General features: G+C 62.8%; 19 protein-coding genes and 1 pseudogene. 9 read left to right on the top strand and 11 right to left on the bottom strand.

Translation table 11 applies throughout. The annotated features are described in order from the left end of the window. Window positions 1-33: 33 nt before the first annotated feature. Window positions 34-810, bottom strand: coding sequence for a methyltransferase domain-containing protein (locus ACS4RS_RS09635; protein ID WP_439011148.1), 777 nt, complete (start codon window positions 808-810; stop codon window positions 34-36). A 53-nt stretch (window positions 811-863) separates the two neighbouring features. On the opposite strand from ACS4RS_RS09635, the gene gloB reads away from it, so the two are divergent. Together gloB and ACS4RS_RS09625 are read left to right on the top strand one after the other, a co-directional pair. After that, a complete protein-coding gene (gene gloB / locus ACS4RS_RS09630) occupies window positions 864-1,634 on the top strand; it encodes a hydroxyacylglutathione hydrolase (RefSeq protein ID WP_439011860.1) in 771 nt (256 codons plus the stop codon). Continuing rightward, the gene (locus ACS4RS_RS09625) at window positions 1,634-2,056 is read left to right on the top strand and encodes a cupin domain-containing protein (RefSeq protein WP_439011149.1); all 423 of its coding nucleotides are present in this window, start codon (window positions 1,634-1,636) and stop codon (window positions 2,054-2,056) included. The genes gloB and ACS4RS_RS09625 overlap by 1 nt, the downstream gene beginning before the upstream one ends. A 2-nt stretch (window positions 2,057-2,058) precedes the next feature. Here the strand turns inward: ACS4RS_RS09625 and yddG are convergent, their stop codons facing one another. Both yddG and ACS4RS_RS09615 read right to left on the bottom strand, forming a co-directional pair. Then, entirely contained in the window at window positions 2,059-2,949 is an 891-nt protein-coding gene (gene yddG, locus ACS4RS_RS09620; RefSeq protein ID WP_439011150.1) for an aromatic amino acid exporter YddG, read from the bottom strand. A gap of 31 nt (window positions 2,950-2,980) precedes the next feature. Next, window positions 2,981-3,757 carry a DUF3108 domain-containing protein gene (locus ACS4RS_RS09615; RefSeq protein ID WP_439011151.1) on the bottom strand — a complete coding sequence of 259 codons (777 nt, stop codon included), beginning with the start codon at window positions 3,755-3,757 and terminating at the stop codon, window positions 2,981-2,983. Between ACS4RS_RS09615 and ACS4RS_RS09610 the strand changes: the two genes are divergently transcribed. The 3 genes from ACS4RS_RS09610 to ACS4RS_RS09600 all read left to right on the top strand — a co-directional run bounded on the left by ACS4RS_RS09610 (window position 3,756) and on the right by ACS4RS_RS09600 (window position 5,044). Beyond that, window positions 3,756-3,992 carry a hypothetical protein gene (locus ACS4RS_RS09610; protein ID WP_439011152.1) on the top strand — a complete coding sequence of 79 codons (237 nt, stop codon included), beginning with the start codon at window positions 3,756-3,758 and terminating at the stop codon, window positions 3,990-3,992. The two genes, ACS4RS_RS09615 and ACS4RS_RS09610, sit on opposite strands and share 2 nt — an antisense overlap. A gap of 7 nt (window positions 3,993-3,999) precedes the next feature. Then, window positions 4,000-4,299 carry a 50S ribosomal protein L28 gene (rpmB, locus tag ACS4RS_RS09605; protein WP_439011153.1) on the top strand — a complete coding sequence of 100 codons (300 nt, stop codon included), beginning with the start codon at window positions 4,000-4,002 and terminating at the stop codon, window positions 4,297-4,299. A 109-nt stretch (window positions 4,300-4,408) separates the two neighbouring features. Continuing rightward, the gene (locus ACS4RS_RS09600) at window positions 4,409-5,044 is read left to right on the top strand and encodes a VUT family protein (protein WP_439011154.1); all 636 of its coding nucleotides are present in this window, start codon (window positions 4,409-4,411) and stop codon (window positions 5,042-5,044) included. A gap of 6 nt (window positions 5,045-5,050) precedes the next feature. On the opposite strand, the gene ACS4RS_RS09595 is transcribed toward ACS4RS_RS09600, so the two are convergent. The 5 genes and pseudogenes from ACS4RS_RS09595 to ACS4RS_RS09575 form a co-directional block, all read right to left on the bottom strand. Further along, window positions 5,051-5,617 carry an ATP-binding protein gene (locus tag ACS4RS_RS09595; protein WP_439011155.1) on the bottom strand — a complete coding sequence of 189 codons (567 nt, stop codon included), beginning with the start codon at window positions 5,615-5,617 and terminating at the stop codon, window positions 5,051-5,053. Between the two features lie 136 nt (window positions 5,618-5,753). After that, window positions 5,754-6,778 (bottom strand): annotated as a pseudogene (locus tag ACS4RS_RS09590) (esterase-like activity of phytase family protein). A 24-nt stretch (window positions 6,779-6,802) separates the two neighbouring features. Then, window positions 6,803-8,704: a cobaltochelatase subunit CobT gene (gene cobT, locus ACS4RS_RS09585; protein ID WP_439011157.1), complete on the bottom strand. Its 1,902-nt coding sequence runs from the start codon at window positions 8,702-8,704 to the stop codon at window positions 6,803-6,805. A 12-nt stretch (window positions 8,705-8,716) separates the two neighbouring features. Continuing rightward, window positions 8,717-9,709: a cobaltochelatase subunit CobS gene (cobS, locus tag ACS4RS_RS09580; protein WP_003589933.1), complete on the bottom strand. Its 993-nt coding sequence runs from the start codon at window positions 9,707-9,709 to the stop codon at window positions 8,717-8,719. A 310-nt stretch (window positions 9,710-10,019) separates the two neighbouring features. Further along, complete coding sequence (locus ACS4RS_RS09575; protein ID WP_439011158.1) at window positions 10,020-10,637, bottom strand: DnaJ domain-containing protein; 618 nt, start codon at window positions 10,635-10,637, stop codon at window positions 10,020-10,022. Window positions 10,638-10,742: 105 nt separating this feature from the next. On the opposite strand from ACS4RS_RS09575, the gene ACS4RS_RS09570 reads away from it, so the two are divergent. After that, entirely contained in the window at window positions 10,743-11,024 is a 282-nt protein-coding gene (locus tag ACS4RS_RS09570) for a BolA family protein (protein WP_439011159.1), read from the top strand. Between the two features lie 41 nt (window positions 11,025-11,065). Here the strand turns inward: ACS4RS_RS09570 and ACS4RS_RS09565 are convergent, their stop codons facing one another. Genes ACS4RS_RS09565 through ACS4RS_RS09555 form a run of 3 tightly spaced genes read right to left on the bottom strand, consistent with a single transcriptional unit; the run spans window position 11,066 to window position 14,093 of the window. Beyond that, window positions 11,066-12,376 (bottom strand): CNNM domain-containing protein, encoded by a 1,311-nt coding sequence (locus ACS4RS_RS09565; RefSeq protein ID WP_439011160.1) that lies wholly within the window; start codon window positions 12,374-12,376, stop codon window positions 11,066-11,068. Then, window positions 12,376-13,506, bottom strand: coding sequence for a 3-dehydroquinate synthase (aroB, locus tag ACS4RS_RS09560; RefSeq protein WP_439011161.1), 1,131 nt, complete (start codon window positions 13,504-13,506; stop codon window positions 12,376-12,378). Before aroB ends, ACS4RS_RS09565 begins: the two co-directional genes overlap by 1 nt. Further along, the gene (locus ACS4RS_RS09555) at window positions 13,503-14,093 is read right to left on the bottom strand and encodes a shikimate kinase (protein ID WP_439011162.1); all 591 of its coding nucleotides are present in this window, start codon (window positions 14,091-14,093) and stop codon (window positions 13,503-13,505) included. The genes aroB and ACS4RS_RS09555 overlap by 4 nt, the downstream gene beginning before the upstream one ends. Window positions 14,094-14,241: 148 nt before the next feature. Here ACS4RS_RS09555 and ACS4RS_RS09550 point away from each other — a divergent pair, with 148 nt between their 5' ends. The 3 genes from ACS4RS_RS09550 to ACS4RS_RS09540 all read left to right on the top strand — a co-directional run bounded on the left by ACS4RS_RS09550 (window position 14,242) and on the right by ACS4RS_RS09540 (window position 16,393). Beyond that, complete coding sequence (locus ACS4RS_RS09550; RefSeq protein WP_003589926.1) at window positions 14,242-14,418, top strand: hypothetical protein; 177 nt, start codon at window positions 14,242-14,244, stop codon at window positions 14,416-14,418. A gap of 5 nt (window positions 14,419-14,423) precedes the next feature. Beyond that, window positions 14,424-15,377 carry a site-specific tyrosine recombinase XerD gene (xerD, locus tag ACS4RS_RS09545; RefSeq protein ID WP_439011163.1) on the top strand — a complete coding sequence of 318 codons (954 nt, stop codon included), beginning with the start codon at window positions 14,424-14,426 and terminating at the stop codon, window positions 15,375-15,377. A 62-nt stretch (window positions 15,378-15,439) separates the two neighbouring features. Next, the gene (locus ACS4RS_RS09540) at window positions 15,440-16,393 is read left to right on the top strand and encodes an acetyl-CoA carboxylase carboxyltransferase subunit alpha (protein ID WP_003589922.1); all 954 of its coding nucleotides are present in this window, start codon (window positions 15,440-15,442) and stop codon (window positions 16,391-16,393) included. The last annotated feature ends 54 nt before the right edge of the window (window positions 16,394-16,447 follow it).

Here is a 16,447-nt window from a genome sequence, read left to right as displayed (position 1 = left end):
GGAATGCCGTTCTTGTCGAGAGCCGGGAGTGCGTCAGCGGTTGCGTGTGCTCGGCACGCCATGGGGTGCCAGAACCGGCACAAAGACGCGGCGCGAGGCGCGTGCGGCGACCGGCAGCCCCTGATAGAGCCGCTTCTGCGCCTCGACAATGATGACGCCCGAGAAGGCCGGCCACAATGTCCGGCCGATCCGCTCGAAGGCGCGGCGAAGCCGCAGGATGGTCCTGAGCTTCGAGGGCGGGAAGAACAGCGCTTCGGCCGTCGCGCCCGGGGTAAAATTCGTCTCGCGTAGCAGAGCCGTCAGCTGCCCGCGGGAATAGGGCCGGCCCGAGCCGAAGGGCGTATGTTCCATCCGAGCCCAGACGCCGCGCCGGTTCGGCACGACGATGACAAGCCGTCCGCCCGGCGCCAGCACCCGCCACAGTTCCTTCAGCGTCTCGCGCGGGCTTTCGGCGAATTCCAGCGAATGCACCATCAGCACCCGGTCGATCGAGGAATCCGGCAGCGGCAATTCCTCGTCGAAGACCAGTGTCGTCGACGAGAGCGAGCCCATCGGCCAATTCACCGCGCCCTGCCCGGCCGGCATGAAGGCGAAGGTGCGTTCGGTGTCGGCCTGGAAGCGGTCGAGGAAGGGAACGGCATAACCGAGGCCGACCAGCCGCTCTTGTGGCAGCCGCACCCAGAGCGACGACAGCGCCATGGCGATCGACTGCTCGGCAAGACGCCCGAGCTCGGAGTGGTAGAACTGGCGTAGGTCGACGATATCGGCGTGCATTGCGACAAATGTTATCAGCGGGCGGTTGGACTTCAAGGCCGGACCCTCTACATTTCCGCGAGACTCGCATGACAAGGGACTATTGCACGATGAAACCTTTGGAATTGGACGTTTTTCTCTGCCGCACCGACAATTTCGGCGTTCTCGTCCACGACCCGGAAACAGGATTTACCGCGGCGATCGACGCGCCGGAGGAGACACCGATCCTGGAAGCGGCGACACGCCGCGGCTGGAAGATCACCCATATCTTCACCACCCACCACCACACCGACCATGTCGCCGCCAATCTGGCGCTGAAGGAACAGTTCGGCTGCGAGATCATCGGCCCGATCAACGAGGCCATTGCCATTCCCGGCCTCGACCGGACGATGGCCGATGGCGATAGCTTCCTGTTCGGCGATCACACGATCAACGTCATCGAGACACCTGGCCACACCGCCGGCCACATCTGCTATCACTTCGTCGACGACAAGCTGCTCTTTGCCGCCGACACGCTGTTTGCGCTCGGCTGCGGCCGGCTGTTCGAACGCCCCGCCGCCGACATGTGGCATTCGCTGCAGAAGCTTGCCGTGCTGCCCGATGAGACCGCCATCTATTTCGGCCACGAATATACGCTCTCCAACGCCCGTTTCGCGCTGACGGTCGACCCCGGCAACGAACGGCTGAAGGGCCGTGCCGCCGAGATCGAAGCCTTGCGCGCCGACGGGAAATTCACCATTCCGACGACGCTGGGGCTGGAAAAGGAAACCAATCCGTTCCTGCGCGCCGCCGATCCGGCGATCCGCCGCAATCTGCTGATGGAAGGCAAGACTAATGAGGAAGTCTTTGCCGAGATCCGCAAGCGCAAGGACAATTTCTGATGTCGCCTGAGGACATCATCCGCGAACTCGGCATGCAGCCGCATCCGGAAGGCGGCTGGTATGCCGAGACCTTCCGCGACACGGCGGGCGGAGAACGCGGCCATTCGACGGCGATCTATTACCTCTTGACCAAAGGGCAGCGCTCGCACTGGCACCGCGTCCACGATGCGGTGGAGGTCTGGCATTATTACGCCGGCGCGCCGCTCTCGCTGCATCGCTCTGAAGACGGAACGGCAAGCGAAACTCTGACGCTCGGAACCAATCTGTCCGCCGGCGAGCGGCCGCAGGCGATCGTTCCCGCCAATTGGTGGCAAGCGGCCGAAAGCCTCGGCGAGTTTACCCTTGTGGGATGCACCGTTTCACCCGGCTTCGAATTTTCGAGCTTCGAGATGGCCCCGCCGGGCTGGACGCCCGGCGGCTGAGATCATTCCGCCGCAGCAGGCTGCACTTGAGTTTTACGGCGGAACATGTCCCGGGCGGCCAGCACCGCCCCGCCGGTGACAAGCAGGCAGGCAAGCGCGATGCGCCAGCTCGGTTCGGCAAAGCCGAACAGCGTCAGGATCAGCGTCGAAAGCAGCGGTGCGGCATAACTGGCCGCGCCGAGGATCTGGATATCGCCGTTCTTGACGCCGTGGTCCCAGGCGTAGAAGGCGGCGCCGACCGGCAGCAGCCCGAGCCCGGCGACGGCGAGCCATTCGAAAGGCGTTGCCGGCCAGACGGTCGTCTCCAGGCCGAGATGGCAGATGAGCGACAGAATTGATGTCGCCAGGCAGAAGCCGGTGACGACATCGGTGGAGACGGCGTCGAAACGCCTGGTCAGCAGCGAATAACCGGACCAGGTGAAGGCGCAGAGTAAAGCGGCGGCGTAACCGATGGCATAGGCGCCGTTAAAATCGATGCCGTTGCGGCCGACGATCAGGAAGGTGCCGCAAAGCCCGGCAAGCGCACCGGCCAGATGATACCAGCGCAGCCGCTCGCCCGGCAGCAGCGCCGAGCCGACGACGATCAGCAGCGGCCAGAGATAGGCGATCAGTCCCGCCTCCACCGCCGGTGCGTTCCTGAGCGCGGTGAAATAGAGGAAATGATAGCCGAACAACCCTGAGATGCCGATGATCCAGACCTTGGCCGGCTGCTTCAGCAGCGCCAGCCGCGCGGGGTTGACGACAAGTACGGCGAGGCCGGGCAGGCTGCCGATCGCAAAGCAGACGGCCGACAGCTGGAACGGCGGCATCTTGCCGGAGGCGGCCGTAAACAGCGCCAGGAACGACCACATCAAGATGGCGGTAAAACCGATCAATGTCGCGCGAAGTTTCACTCGTCCCCCTTTGACGGAGGCATGAACTCCGTCAGCTGCTGCCGTATTTGACGGCAGTAATCGTCACCATCCCATATTCGGTGGGAATGCGCACATAGACGGGAGCGTATACATTTGCCGCGTCCGACTTGGCAAACCAGATTTCCATCCGGTCGCTCTTGCTCAGGTAGACGATGTCCTTGCGGCCCTTCTTGTAGCCCGAGCGCGGCACGAAGCGCACGCCGCAGACAACCGCCTTGCCCTTGAAGCCGTTGGTGGAAAAATCCTCGTCGCCCTTCGGCGACAGCACCAAATCCATGCGCGTCTCGCCGTCGAAGATCGGCAGCGTCTGCGAGCAGACCTTGGTGTCGCCGGTGAAGACCAGGCCGGAGATCGGATCGAGCACCGAGCGCATGTCGCGTGGCGTTACGTCGATCCAGTTCTTCGGACGCTTCGGCGGCGGTGTCGTCGTCGACGAGACGATGTTGCCGTTGCGGTAGCTGACCTCGTAGACGCGGGCCTTCTTGCCGCTCTTATAGTAGAGCGAATAATTCTGCGCCTGCAGCCTGTCGTTGCGCACGACGCCGGTGACGCTGGTTTTGGCCGAAATGGTCGTGATCAGATCGACAAGACCGGCAGAGCTGATGCTGCCGGCAATCATGTAGCTGTGATCGTCCTCGATCTTCGTCAGGAACGCGGCGCGCGCGATCGGCAGGCCGGCAAGCGTCACCCGGTATTCCGTCCGATGCTGGATTTCGGCCGCCGATGCCGGTATGGCAAGAAGCGCCGCGATGGCCGAAATGAAAATCCGTCTGCCCGAATGAGCCATGAATCAAGCCTTGTCTTGCCGCGCGCCGGCAGCCTTTGCCAAAATGCTCTATACCCCTGCCGCGATGGGAAGAAAACAGCAGCATTTTGACAGAATTGCGGGAAAACCCAAGGTTTGGCTTGACGCGGCCAGCCTGTCTGACTATAGAACCGCAACTTTCCAATCATGCCCGTTGGATTGCGCGCCCGGTTTTGCCGGGAATGGCAATTCGATGGCCCGAGAAAAACAAGAATAGGTGTTCCATGTCCCGCGTGTGCGAATTGACCGGCAAGGCCGTCCTGACTGGTAACAATGTCAGCCATGCCAACAACAAGACCAAGCGCCGGTTCCTGCCGAACCTGTGCCAGGTCACCCTGATTTCCGACGCTCTCAACCAGCGTTACCGTCTTCGCGTTTCGGCTGCTGCCCTTCGCTCGGTCGAGCATCGCGGTGGCCTCGATGCCTTCCTGCTGAAGGCCAGCGAAACCGAACTGTCGATGCGCGCACGCCTGCTGCGCCGCCAGATCGTCAAGAAGACCGCCGAAGCGCCTGTTGCTGCCTAAGCTTCCGCCTTCTTTCATACGGCTTCGAAAGGCTTGCACGGATGACCTCCGGTCAAGCCTTTTGTTTTGCCTGAGCACTCCAACTGGTGGCATCACCCAGGATAAAAAAATGCCGAAGACCCGCTATACCATCGCCTATGTCGCGCTGATGACGCTTGTCGTCGTCGCCTCCAATTTCCTCGTCCAGTTTCCGCTGAACGCCGAAGTCGCCGGCATCAACCTTGCCGATATCCTGACCTGGGGCGCTTTTTCCTATCCGGTCGCCTTCCTGATCACCGATCTCACCAACCGCCAGTTCGGTCCGCAGGCAGCCCGCAAGGTCGTCTTTGCCGGCTTCGTCGTCGGTGTGACGCTGTCTTTCTTCACCTCGGCGCCGCGTATCGCCATTGCCTCCGGCTCGGCCTATCTCGCCGGCCAGCTACTCGATATCGCCGTCTTCAACCGCCTCCGCCGCCAGGCCTGGTGGCGCGCGCCACTCGTCGGCTCGCTGATCGGCTCGGCGCTCGATACGGTGATGTTCTTCTCGCTGTCCTTCGCCGCGTTTTTCGTCTTCCTCGGCCCGAACGAGCCCTTCGCGCTTGAGGCAGCCCCGGTCCTCGGCGTCTTCGCCACCGAGGCGCCCCGCTGGATCTCCTGGGCGATCGGCGATTTTGCCGTCAAGATGATCGTCGGCCTCGTCATGCTCTTGCCCTATGGCGCGCTGATGAATGTGCTGCGGCCGATGCAGGCCGCCCGTGCCAACTGATTCAACTCACCGACGCCGCCGGACCGCTCCGGCGGCGATGGCAGGATGCAGAAGAACCTGCGCCGCCAGGTCGTCGATCTCAAGCGATGAATCGAGCCGCAGAACAGGCGCCGTCTGCGTTTCCAGCCATTGCTCATGCGCGCAAAGACTGCGGCGTTCGGGCCCGGCGGTGTCGTAACTTGCCGCCCATTCCAGGAATTGCCCGCTTTTCACTTCCATATCGCCGCCCGGCCCGATCCTGTCGCCGTATCGGGCGACCTCCCGGGCACGAATCCGCGCCATACGAAGCTCCGGCTCGATCCTGAGGAACACGATCAGATCGTAGAGCGGCTCGAGCGGCATGCCCCATTTCAGCGCCGATCCGGAAAGCACCCAGCCACCCGGCCGGCTCGTTTCCTCGAGCAGCAGCCGGATGCGCGCGCCCGCATCCCTCGGCGTTGTGAACGGCGGATCGGTCGGCAGCCAGAAGAAATCGTCGGTATCGAGATGGGCGATATCGAGCTTCTCAGCGAGCACAAGGCCGAGCGATGTCGTGCCGGAACCGGACGCGCCCATGACGTGAATATGCACCATGATTTCCTCCGCCAGGCAGAGCATGATTCCGAAAAGTGTCAGCGGTTTTCGGACGACATGATGCTCTAGGCCGAGCCTAAAATCATCCTGTTCTAGCCACCGATGCCGCGGGGCGGGATAGCCGAGACCTATGACATCAGTTTGACGCTTTGTGTTCGGCTTGTTCGGAAAGCCGGAACTCCAGCATCAGATTGCGCTGCAGGATCGAATGATTGTCGTCCGACACCAGGATGATATGGGTCGTGCCGTCGGCGGCCTGGAAGGCGTCGAGCCCTTCCATATTGTCGATCTGCGAGTTGAAATTGCCTTCGAGCAAAAGTTCGCCGTCGACAACGGCCCCGGGCCTTATATCGGCGCCCTTGACGCGCCGAAGGCGCATGCCGATGCCTTCGGCCATGTTGAAGCGGCGCTCCAGGAGCAGCAGGTCGCCGTTCGGCAGGAAGGCGCCATCGGTGACGTCGAAGCTGCCGTTGCGCGCGACCGCAAACCGCCCCTTCAGCGGGCCGCTCAAAATGGCCGCCAGCCGGTTGCCGTCGCTGTCGAGACCGCGTTCGGAAACGATGACCACGCCGCCCTTCAGCGGGCCCGATGCCGGCGCCACGGTGATGGTCTCGATGCCGCGATTGTCGCTCAGCATCTTGCGCGGGATGAGGATCGGCAAAGTGGCGATCGCGCGAGATTCGGCAAAGCCCGGATCGGGATAGACATCGACGCGGTGATCCTGCTCGAAGGAGACCAGGATCCTGTCGCCATCAAACGCCAGGCCCTCGGCATCCATATGCCCCTTGCCTTCGAAGCTGCGCCCGGCGCTGTTTTTCATCGGGGTGATCTCGACATTGGAAAGGCCGGACAGCCTGCCCTTGATGTCGCGCTCGATACTGCCAGTCAGCCATTGGCCGGTATCGAGGACCACGACGAAATGTTTCTGGTCCGGCCGGAAGCGGATGGAGGAAAGCGAGCCGAACAGCGCTTTGCTGGAAACCATCTCCAGCCCGCCGAGAAATTCCAGCGAACCGAAGCGCGTCTCCGAAGAGCCGATCCTAAAATCGGAGATTTGCCGGCTAATGACCGGTACTTCGCCGCCGCCCGTGACGGGGAAGCGCCTGCGGCGGCGATGCTGAGGACGATCGCCGCCAGGCGGCAGAGGCGCCTGACGGTCATTCCGGGCGATTCCTTCCAGCGGTGTCAGCCGGCACGACGGAGCCGGCCGCCACGCGGCTGGGTGGACTGATCTTCGAACAGCGAAGCGAGCTGCTCGGTCATCGCGCCGGCAAGTTCGTCGGCATCGACGATCGTCACGGCGCGGCGATAGTAGCGCGTCACGTCGTGACCGATGCCGATTGCCAGCAATTCCACCGGCGAGCGTGTCTCGATCTGTTCGATGACGGCGCGCAGGTGCCGCTCGAGATAATTGCCTGGATTGACCGACAGCGTCGAATCATCGACCGGCGCGCCGTCCGAAATCATCATCAGGATGCGGCGCTGCTCGCGGCGTGCGAGCAGGCGATTATGCGCCCAGATCAGCGCCTCGCCGTCGATATTTTCCTTGAGCAGCCCCTCGCGCATCATCAGCCCGAGATTGGCGCGTGCCCGCCGCCACGGCGCGTCGGCCGATTTGTAGATAATGTGGCGCAGGTCGTTGAGGCGTCCGGGCGTCTGCGGTTTGCCGCCGGCAAGCCAGCTTTCCCGCGCCTGCCCGCCCTTCCAGGCCTTGGTGGTGAAGCCGAGGATCTCGACCTTGACGCCGCAGCGCTCCAGCGTGCGGGCAAGAATGTCGGCGCAGGTGGCGGCAACCGTGATCGGGCGGCCGCGCATCGAACCGGAATTGTCGATCAGCAAGGTGACGACGGTGTCGCGGAACTGCGTGTCGCGCTCCATTTTGAAGGAAAGCGCCTGCATCGGATCGATGATGATGCGCTGCAGCCGGGCCGGATCGAGATAACCCTCTTCCAGGTCGAAATCCCAGGAGCGGTTCTGCTGCGCCATCAGGCGGCGCTGCAGCCGGTTGGCGAGACGGCCGACCGCGCCCTGCAGATGCGCCAGCTGCTTGTCGAGGAAGGCGCGCAGGCGCTCGAGTTCAGCGGCGTCGCAGAGTTCCTCGGCGGTGATGATCTCGTCGAACTCTTCGGTAAAGACGTGATAATCGACCTTCTCGTTGAAATCGGCGAAAGGCGTGTTCGGACGGCGGGTCTCGCCCGGCGTTTCCGAATCGTCCTCGCCCTCTTCCATCATGTCGTCGTCGGAGATTTCGGCGCCTTCGGTCTCGCCGTCCTCCAACTGCTCGTCGGCGACTTCGCTGTCTTCGACCGGGGCGGCATCGGTGCCGGCATCCTCGTCGACCTCGTCCTGATCCTGGTCGTCGCCGCTCGGCTGGTCTTCCTGATCCGACTGGTCGTCATTGTCGGCATCGCTGTCGTCGTCGCCGTATTCCTCGGCCATTTCCATGGCCGACAGCATGTTGCGGATGACCTTGGCGAAGGCCTGCTGGTCGTTGATCGCGCCTGACAGATTGTCGAGTTCGGATCCCGCCTTTTCCTCGATGAAGCCGCGCCAGAGGTCGAGCACCTTGCCGGCGGAGGCCGGCGGGCGCTGACCGGTCAGCTTCTCGCGCACCATCATCGCGACGGCTTCGCCGACCGGTGCGTCTTCCTGACGCTCGATGCCGGTGAAATTCGCCTTGGAATATTTCTCTTCGGTCATGGAGCGCAGGTTGGTCGCCATGCCCTCCATGCGCAGCGCGCCGATCGATTCGACGCGCGCCTGCTCGACGACATCGAAGATCGCCCGGGCGTCCGAGCCCTGCGGCGCCATCGTCGCATGCATCTTCTCGTCATGGCAGGCAAGGCGCAGCGCCATGGAATCGCCGAGCCCGCGGGTGACCGCCAGCTCATGCGCCGTCGGCCGCTTGGAAAGCTCCGGCAGCCGGATGCGCTCGCCGGTCATTCCAGGCCGTTCGTTAGCGAAGGTCACCTCGACATCGCCGTCGCCGGCGACCGAGCGCACGCAGCCGGATATCGCCCGGCGCAATGGCTCGACGTCGACGGGCGCGCCGGGCTTTGCTTTCGAATTGTCACCGCGAGCTGCCATGATCGGTCGGTCTCAGGCTCCGAGAACGATATTGGCGGCACTTTCCTTCAGCTCGACGCCGAAGGCGCGCTGATAGTGCTCGGCGACCAGAGGGCGCTCCAATTCGTCGCACTTGTTGAGGAAGGTGACGCGGAAGGCGAAGGCGAGATCGCCGAAGATCTCGGCATTCTCGGCCCAGGTGATGACGGTACGCGGGCTCATCACGGTGGAGAGATCACCATTCATGAAGGCAGCGCGCGTCAGATCGGCGACACGAACCATCTTCGAAACGGTGTCGCGGCCTTCCCTGTCCTTGCCGAAGCTCTTCACCTTGGCGGCGACGATATTCACTTCGTGATCATGCGGCAGATAGTTCAGCGTCGTGACGATCGACCAGCGGTCCATCTGCGCCTGGTTGATCTGCTGCGTGCCGTGATAGAGGCCGGTGGTGTCGCCGAGGCCGATCGTATTGGCGGTCGCAAACAGGCGGAACGCCGGGTGCGGCCGGATGACGCGGCTCTGGTCGAGCAATGTCAGGCGGCCGGAGGATTCCAGCACGCGCTGGATGACGAACATCACGTCGGGGCGGCCGGCATCATATTCGTCGAAGACCAGCGCGACATTGTGCTGATAGGCCCAGGGCAGAATGCCGTCCTTGAATTCGGTGACCTGCAGCCCGTCCTTGACGACGATCGCATCCTTGCCGACGAGATCGATACGGCTGACATGACTGTCGAGGTTGATGCGCACGCAGGGCCAGTTGAGGCGCGCCGCGACCTGCTCGATATGCGAGGACTTGCCCGTGCCGTGATAGCCGGAGATCATTACGCGGCGGTTATGGGCAAAGCCTGCAAGAATGGCGAGCGTCGTGTCGCGGTCAAACAGGTAATCGGTGTCGAGGTCCGGCACATAGGCGTCGCCCTTGCTGTAGGCGGGAACGCGGATGTCGGAATCGATGCCGAAGGCCTCGCGGACCGAAACGGTGGTATCGGGCAGTTCTGATATATCGAGGTCGATCTTGCTCATCATGTCTCCAAGGCGGGTGATGCCACCCGGCCATACTGTCTCAGGCCATGTCGCAACCGTGACGCCGCGATTTTTATTCCGCGCCCGTCCAGGTCGGAACGTCGGCGATACTTCTCCGGGACTGAAACGAAACCTCGGCGGGATAATGACCGCGTGCGAGCATTCTTGAAAGAGTCCCGGACAAGAAACGCCGCGTCCGGAAGGTCGGCGGAGGCGATGTCGGGAAAACGCACAAATATAAGCCGCGTTTGCCTGCGGCCTCAGCCGATTTGGACCATACCCGATTGAAGCCCAAGAGCAAGGACGGGAACTAACAAAAACCGTTCTGCTTCAACAATTGATAGGCCTGAATGACGGCGCGGAAACGCTCCTCCGAGCCGCGGTCGCCGCCATTGGCGTCCGGATGGTGCTTCTTGACCAGCTCTTTGTAGCGGCTCTTGATCTCCGCCGAGGTCGCACTGGCATCGAGGCCCATCGTATCGAAGGCCTTGCTTTCCAGCGATTTCAGCTTGCGCGCCTGAGGAAACCGCGGCCCGCTGCCCTTGCCGCCTTCCTTGACGAAGCCGAAGGGATCGCGAACGCGGCTATAGGCGCCGGAGCGAACTTCCGAATGCAGCGGACTGTCCTTCGCCGACTTGTTGACGCCGACGGTCCAGGTCGGCCGGTGGCCGGTGATCGCCTCTTTCTGGTAGCGGGCGATCTCGCCGTCCGACAGACCGGAGAAATAATTGTAGCCCTTGTTGTAGTCCTTGACGTGCTCGAAGCAGAACAGAAAGAACTGGCCTTCCGCATTGCGTCCGACAGGAGCGCGATGAGAGCCTTTCTTGTCGCAGCCGTCCCATTGACAGGCAGGCGGCGCCTGCTCTGTCTCCTGCTCGCGTTTGCGGCGTGTTCGGATGCGATCGAAATATTTGGAATCAAGTCTCATGACGGTGCTAATTATGAGGCTGTCGCGAGGCGACAACAAGAATTGACAAACGGGTTTGTTGCTGGCTTGGTGGGAACCTTTTTCGCGAACCAGCAAGACCGGACAATGACCCTGCGAACCCGCATCGAAGAAAAACTAGTCGAAGCCTTCGCGCCGGAGCGCCTGAGCGTCGTCGACGAAAGCCATCTGCATGCCGGCCATCAGCCCGATATGTCAGGCACCGGCGAAACCCATATGCGGGTGAGGATCGTCTCGGCCAAATTCGCCGGCATGTCGCGGCTGGCGCGCCACCGGGCGATTACCGACCTGCTGAAACCGGAACTCGATGCCGGTCTGCATGCGCTGGCCGTCGAACCGGCAGCACCTGACGAACCAACGCGCTGGTAGCACGGCCTATATAAGATTGATCGTCAGCGATCCAAGCCTGGTCAGGCCGATTTCACGCCGTCTTCCCCGGCGGGGCGGATGCGCAGCTTGGTGATGCGGTTCTTCTCCCGCTTCATGACCACGAAACGCTTGCCATAAAAAGTGAAGGCCTGGCGCTCTTCCGGGATGGTCATCGATTCGTGGATGACCAGGCCAGCAATCGTCGTCGCCTCCTCGTCGGGCAGGTTCCAGTCGAGCGCGCGGTTTAGGTCGCGGATCGGCACGCCGCCGTCGACGACGACCGAGCCGTCGGCCTCCTGGCGCACGCCCTGGATCTCGATGTCGTGCTCGTCGGAAATATCGCCGACGATTTCCTCGAGAATATCCTCCAGCGTGACAATGCCCTGCACCTCGCCATACTCGTCGACGACGACGGCAAAATGCTGCTTGCGGCGCAGGAAGGCGTTGAGCTGGTCTTCAAGATTGGTGCTATCGGGCACGAACCACGGCTTCTGCGCGATCTTCACGATATCGAGGTTCTGCGGCTCCATGTTCGGCTCGGCCAGCGCCCGCAGCAGATCCTTGGCGTGAACGACGCCGATGATGTTGTCGATCGAGCCGCGCCACAGCGGCATGCGCGTATAGGGACTTTCGAGAATGGCGCGCACCACTGCTTCCGGCGGATCGTCAGCGTTGATCGCCCGCATCGCCGTGCGGTGGACCATGATGTCGGAGAGTTCGAGCTCGCCGAGATCGAGCACGCCGCCGAGCCGGTCGCGGTCGGCCTTCACCACCGATCCCTCGCGGTGCAGCAGGTCGACGGCGCCGCGCAGTTCCTCATGCGCCGTCAGCATCGATACCTCCCGCGAGAGATTGATACCGAACAGCGAAAGGATCCGCCGCACGATCGCATTGACGAAGGAGGAAATCGGGCCGACGACGAGAACGAAGAGCCTGACCGGAAGTGCGATGGTAAGCGCGAAGCGGTCGGGTGTCGAAATCGCCCAGCTCTTCGGCAGCACTTCGGCAAAGATCACCAGAATGACGGTCATTGCCAGCGTCGCCAGCGCCACGCCGGAACTGCCGAACAGGCCGAGGAACAGGCTGGTGGCAATCGAGGAGGATAGGATATTGGCAAGATTGTTGCCGATCAGCAGCGCGCCGATCAACCGGTCGCGCCGCTCGATCAACTGCCGGACGAGGCCGGCGCGTTCGTCGCCGTTGGCCTCAAGCGTATGAATACGGCTGCGCGACACGGCGGTCAGCGCGGTTTCCGAGCCGGAAAAGAAGGCTGATATCAGCACGAGCGCCGTGATCGAAAGGATCTCCGGCCAATATGTCGCAAGAAATGCCAGAGCGCCTTCGACCGTCATTAGGGGTGTTTTTCCCTGAGAAAGCTGACCACCTCGGAGGCCGGAACGTCGTCGGCGACGAAGGACTGGCCGATGCCGCGCGTCAGGATGAAGGTGAGCTTGCCGCTCTTGACCTTCTTGTCCTGGGCGATCGCATCCATCAGCGTTTCGGCCGGCGGCAGCTCGCCCGGAATGTCGGACATCCGGGTAGGAAGACCGACCTCCTGCAGATGCCGCTCGACGCGCCGCGCATCGTCGGGGCTTGCAAGGTTCATCCGTGCGGAGAATTCGTGCGCTAGCACCATGCCGATCGAAACGCCCTCGCCATGCACGAGGCGGGAGCTGTCATAGGCTGTCGCCGCCTCAAGCGCATGGCCGAACGTATGGCCGAGATTGAGCAGCGCCCGCTGGCCGTTCTCGCGCTCGTCGGCAACGACGACATCGGCCTTCGCCTGGCAACTGGCCGCAATCGCCTCGATGCGGGCGGAGCCGCCTGTGAAAACCGCCTGCCAGTTGGCTTCCAGCCAGGCGAAGAAATCCGGCTTGTCGATCAGCCCGTATTTGGCGACCTCGGCGTAACCGGCGCGGAATTCGCGCTCGCTCAGCGTATTCAGCACATCGGTATCGGCCAGAACCAGATCCGGCTGATGGAAGACGCCGATCAGGTTCTTGCCATGGCGGGAATTGATGCCGGTCTTGCCGCCGACGGAGGAATCGACCTGCGACAGCAGCGAAGTCGGCACCTGCACGAAGCGCACGCCGCGGCGCACGATGCCTGCCGCAAATCCGGAGAGATCGCCGATAACGCCGCCGCCGAGCGCGATGACGCAATCGTTGCGCTCGACGCGGGCTTCGAGCACCTTGTCGCAGGCGGTCATCAGATGCTCGAAGCTCTTGGTCTTCTCACCGGCCGGCAAGACGACCGCAGCCGAAGCGATGCCCGCTTCCTCAAGACTCGCGACAAGCGCCTTGAGATAGAGCGGCGCGACATTTTCATCGGTGACGACAGCCGCCTTGCGGCCCCTGAGGCGGGAGGCGATTTCGGCGCCGGCCCGCGCGATCAGCCCCGGCCCGATCAGGATGTCGTAGGCGCGCTCGCCGAGCGGCACGTGCACCGTCTGGGCGGTAGAGGCGGAGGGTATCGCATTCATGACGCTGTACTTTCCTTCTGAGCTTCGATCACCGCCCTCAGCACCTCCTCGGCCATGATTTCCTTGCGCACGTCTTGCGAGAGCACGGTGAGGTCGGCCTGCGCATAGATCGGGTAGCGCGCATTCATCAGGCCTTCGAGCGTCTGCTTGGGGTTTTCGGTCTTGAGCAAGGGGCGGTTGTCGCGTTTGTTGACCCGCTCCCAGAGCACGTCGAGATCGGCCTTCAGCCAGACGGAAACGCCACCCTTCTTGATATGCCTGCGTGTGCGCTCATTGATGAAGGCGCCGCCGCCGGTGGAGACGACCCGCGGCCCGCTCTTTAAGAGCCTCTTTATCACCCGCGTTTCCAGCGCCCGGAACTCTACCTCGCCATAGGCCGCGAAGAGTTCGGCGACCGTCATGCGCGACACTCGCTCGATTTCGTGATCGCTGTCGATGAAGGGAATGCCGAGCTGGCTGGCGACGATGCGGCCGACGGAGGATTTTCCCGCACCCATCAGGCCGACGAGGATCAGATTGCGTGAACCGAGCGCGGCGCGAGCTCTGTCTCTCAGGCTGTCAGCAACGGTCAGCAGTGGTTCACTCATCGGTCCATTCACACTTTGTTTGCAAACCGTATCGACAAATGCAGTTGGAGCGTCAAGTCGCGGACAAGGGAATCATGGCTTGAATACCGCTTCTTGCACTTGCAGATACGCTTCTTATAACAGAAGCAGAGCATGAAGGAGTTGCCGGATGCCGACCCTGTTCCGTTTTCTGTTCGTCTGCGCGATCCTCGCCGGGACGGTCTACGGAGCGATGTGGGCGCTGGTGACCTTCGTCGAGCCCGAGCCGCGCGACGTGACCATCCGTATTCCGTCCGAGCGGGTCAATCCGCCGGCGACGGGCACGATCAACACGACCAGGAAGTGACCGGCATGGTGGATCTGAGCCGCGTCCATGTGGAATCCTTCCTGGAGATGATGAGCGCCGAGCGCGGTGCGGCCGTCAACACGCTGCAATCCTATGAGCGCGACCTCGACGATGTCCACTCGTTCCTGACCGGGCGCAGCGTGCGGCTGACCGAAGCCGCTTCCGCCGATCTGGCCGCCTATCTCGCCTCGCTCGCCCGAAAGGGCTTCAAAGCCTCGTCCCAGGCGCGCCGGCTTGCCGCCATGCGGCAGTTCTACAAGTTCCTCTACGCCGAGGGGCTGAGGACCGACGACCCCACCGGCATTCTCGACGCGCCGAAGAAAGGCCGCCCGCTGCCGAAGACGATGGGCGTCGAGGAGGTCGGCAAGTTGCTTTCCCAGGCTGAAGCCGAGGCAGGCGATGCAGCGCCCGGCCAGCTGCAGCGCCTGCGCATGCTGGCGCTCCTGGAGCTGCTCTATGCCACCGGCATGCGTGTCAGCGAACTGGTTTCGCTTCCCGCCCGCGTGCTCGATCAGGAAGGGCGTTTCCTGATGATCCGCGGCAAGGGCAACAAGGAACGGCTGGTGCCGCTGTCGCAATCGGCGATATCGGCGCTGAAATCCTACGGCCGCCTGATGGCGGCGGAATATGCCGCGGCCAAGGATCCGCAGGAAAGCCCCTGGCTGTTTCCGGCCGCCTCGAAGGAGGGTTTTCTGCCCCGCCAGGTTTTCGCCCGCGACCTCAAGAACCTGGCGATCCGCGCCGGCCTGACGCCATCGATGATCTCGCCGCATGTGATGCGCCACGCCTTTGCCAGCCACCTGCTTGCCAATGGCGCCGACCTGCGCGTCGTGCAGGAACTCCTCGGCCATTCGGACATTTCGACCACACAGATTTACACGCATGTCCTCGAAGAGAGGCTGCAGCAGCTCGTCCAGACGCATCACCCCCTTGCCAAACAGGCGAAAAAGCACGAATAGGACCGGCGACAAGGGGCGGAGCCAGGAAAACGCCCCGGGCACAAGGAACGGAAACGCACCTCATGCACAATTATCTCGACTTCGAAAAGCCGATCTCCGACCTCGAAGGCAAGATCATCGAGCTGAAGAAGCTCGCAACGGAAGACGAGAGCATCGACACCACCGATGAGATCGGCAGGCTGGAGGTTCGCGTCCGCGAGGCGATCGTCGAAATCTATTCCAAGCTCAATCCCTGGCAGAAGACGCAGGTCGCCCGCCATCCGCAGCGCCCGCATTTCGTCGACTACGCCAAGACGCTGTTCCAGGAATTCACCCCGCTCGCCGGCGACCGCAAGTTCTCCGAGGATGCCGCGATCCAGGCGGGCCTCGCCCGCTTCCGCGGCCAGCCCGTCGCCGTCGTCGGCCAGGAAAAGGGCAACGACACCAAGACCCGCTTGAAGCATAATTTCGGCAGCCCCCGCCCGGAAGGCTACCGCAAGGCGATCCGCATCCTCGAAATGGCCGATCGTTTCGGCCTGCCGGTGATTTCGCTGGTGGATACCGCTGGCGCCTATCCCGGCGTCGGCGCCGAAGAGCGCGGCCAGGCCGAGGCGATCGCCCGCTCGACGGAAATGTGTCTCGGCGTCAAGGTTCCGCTCGTTTCCGTCGTCATCGGCGAAGGCGGCTCGGGCGGCGCCATCGCGATTGCCACCGGCAACAAGGTCTATATGCTCGAGCATTCGATCTACAGCGTCATCTCGCCGGAAGGGGCCGCTTCCATCCTTTGGCGCGACTCCACCCGCGCCCGGGAAGCGGCGACCAACATGAAGATCACCGCCGAAGACCTGAAATCGCTCGGCGTCATCGACGGCATCATTTCCGAGCCGCTCGGCGGCGCGCACCGCGATCCCGACAGCGTCATCGCCGCAACCGGCGATGTGATCGCCAATGCGCTCGGCGAAATGGCCTCCCGCTCCGGCGAACAGCTGCGCAACGAGCGCCGCCAGAAATTCCTCAATATGGGCCGCAATCTCTAAAACAGGGTTTCGTCCGAAGACCGCGCACAGTTTTCGGCATCATCTCCAGAACAG

Origin of the sequence: Rhizobium sp. F40D2 (assembly GCF_051810745.2) — a bacterium.
Classification (GTDB): Bacteria; Pseudomonadota; Alphaproteobacteria; order Rhizobiales; family Rhizobiaceae; genus Rhizobium.
This window is presented reverse-complemented; position numbering and strand designations above follow the sequence as displayed.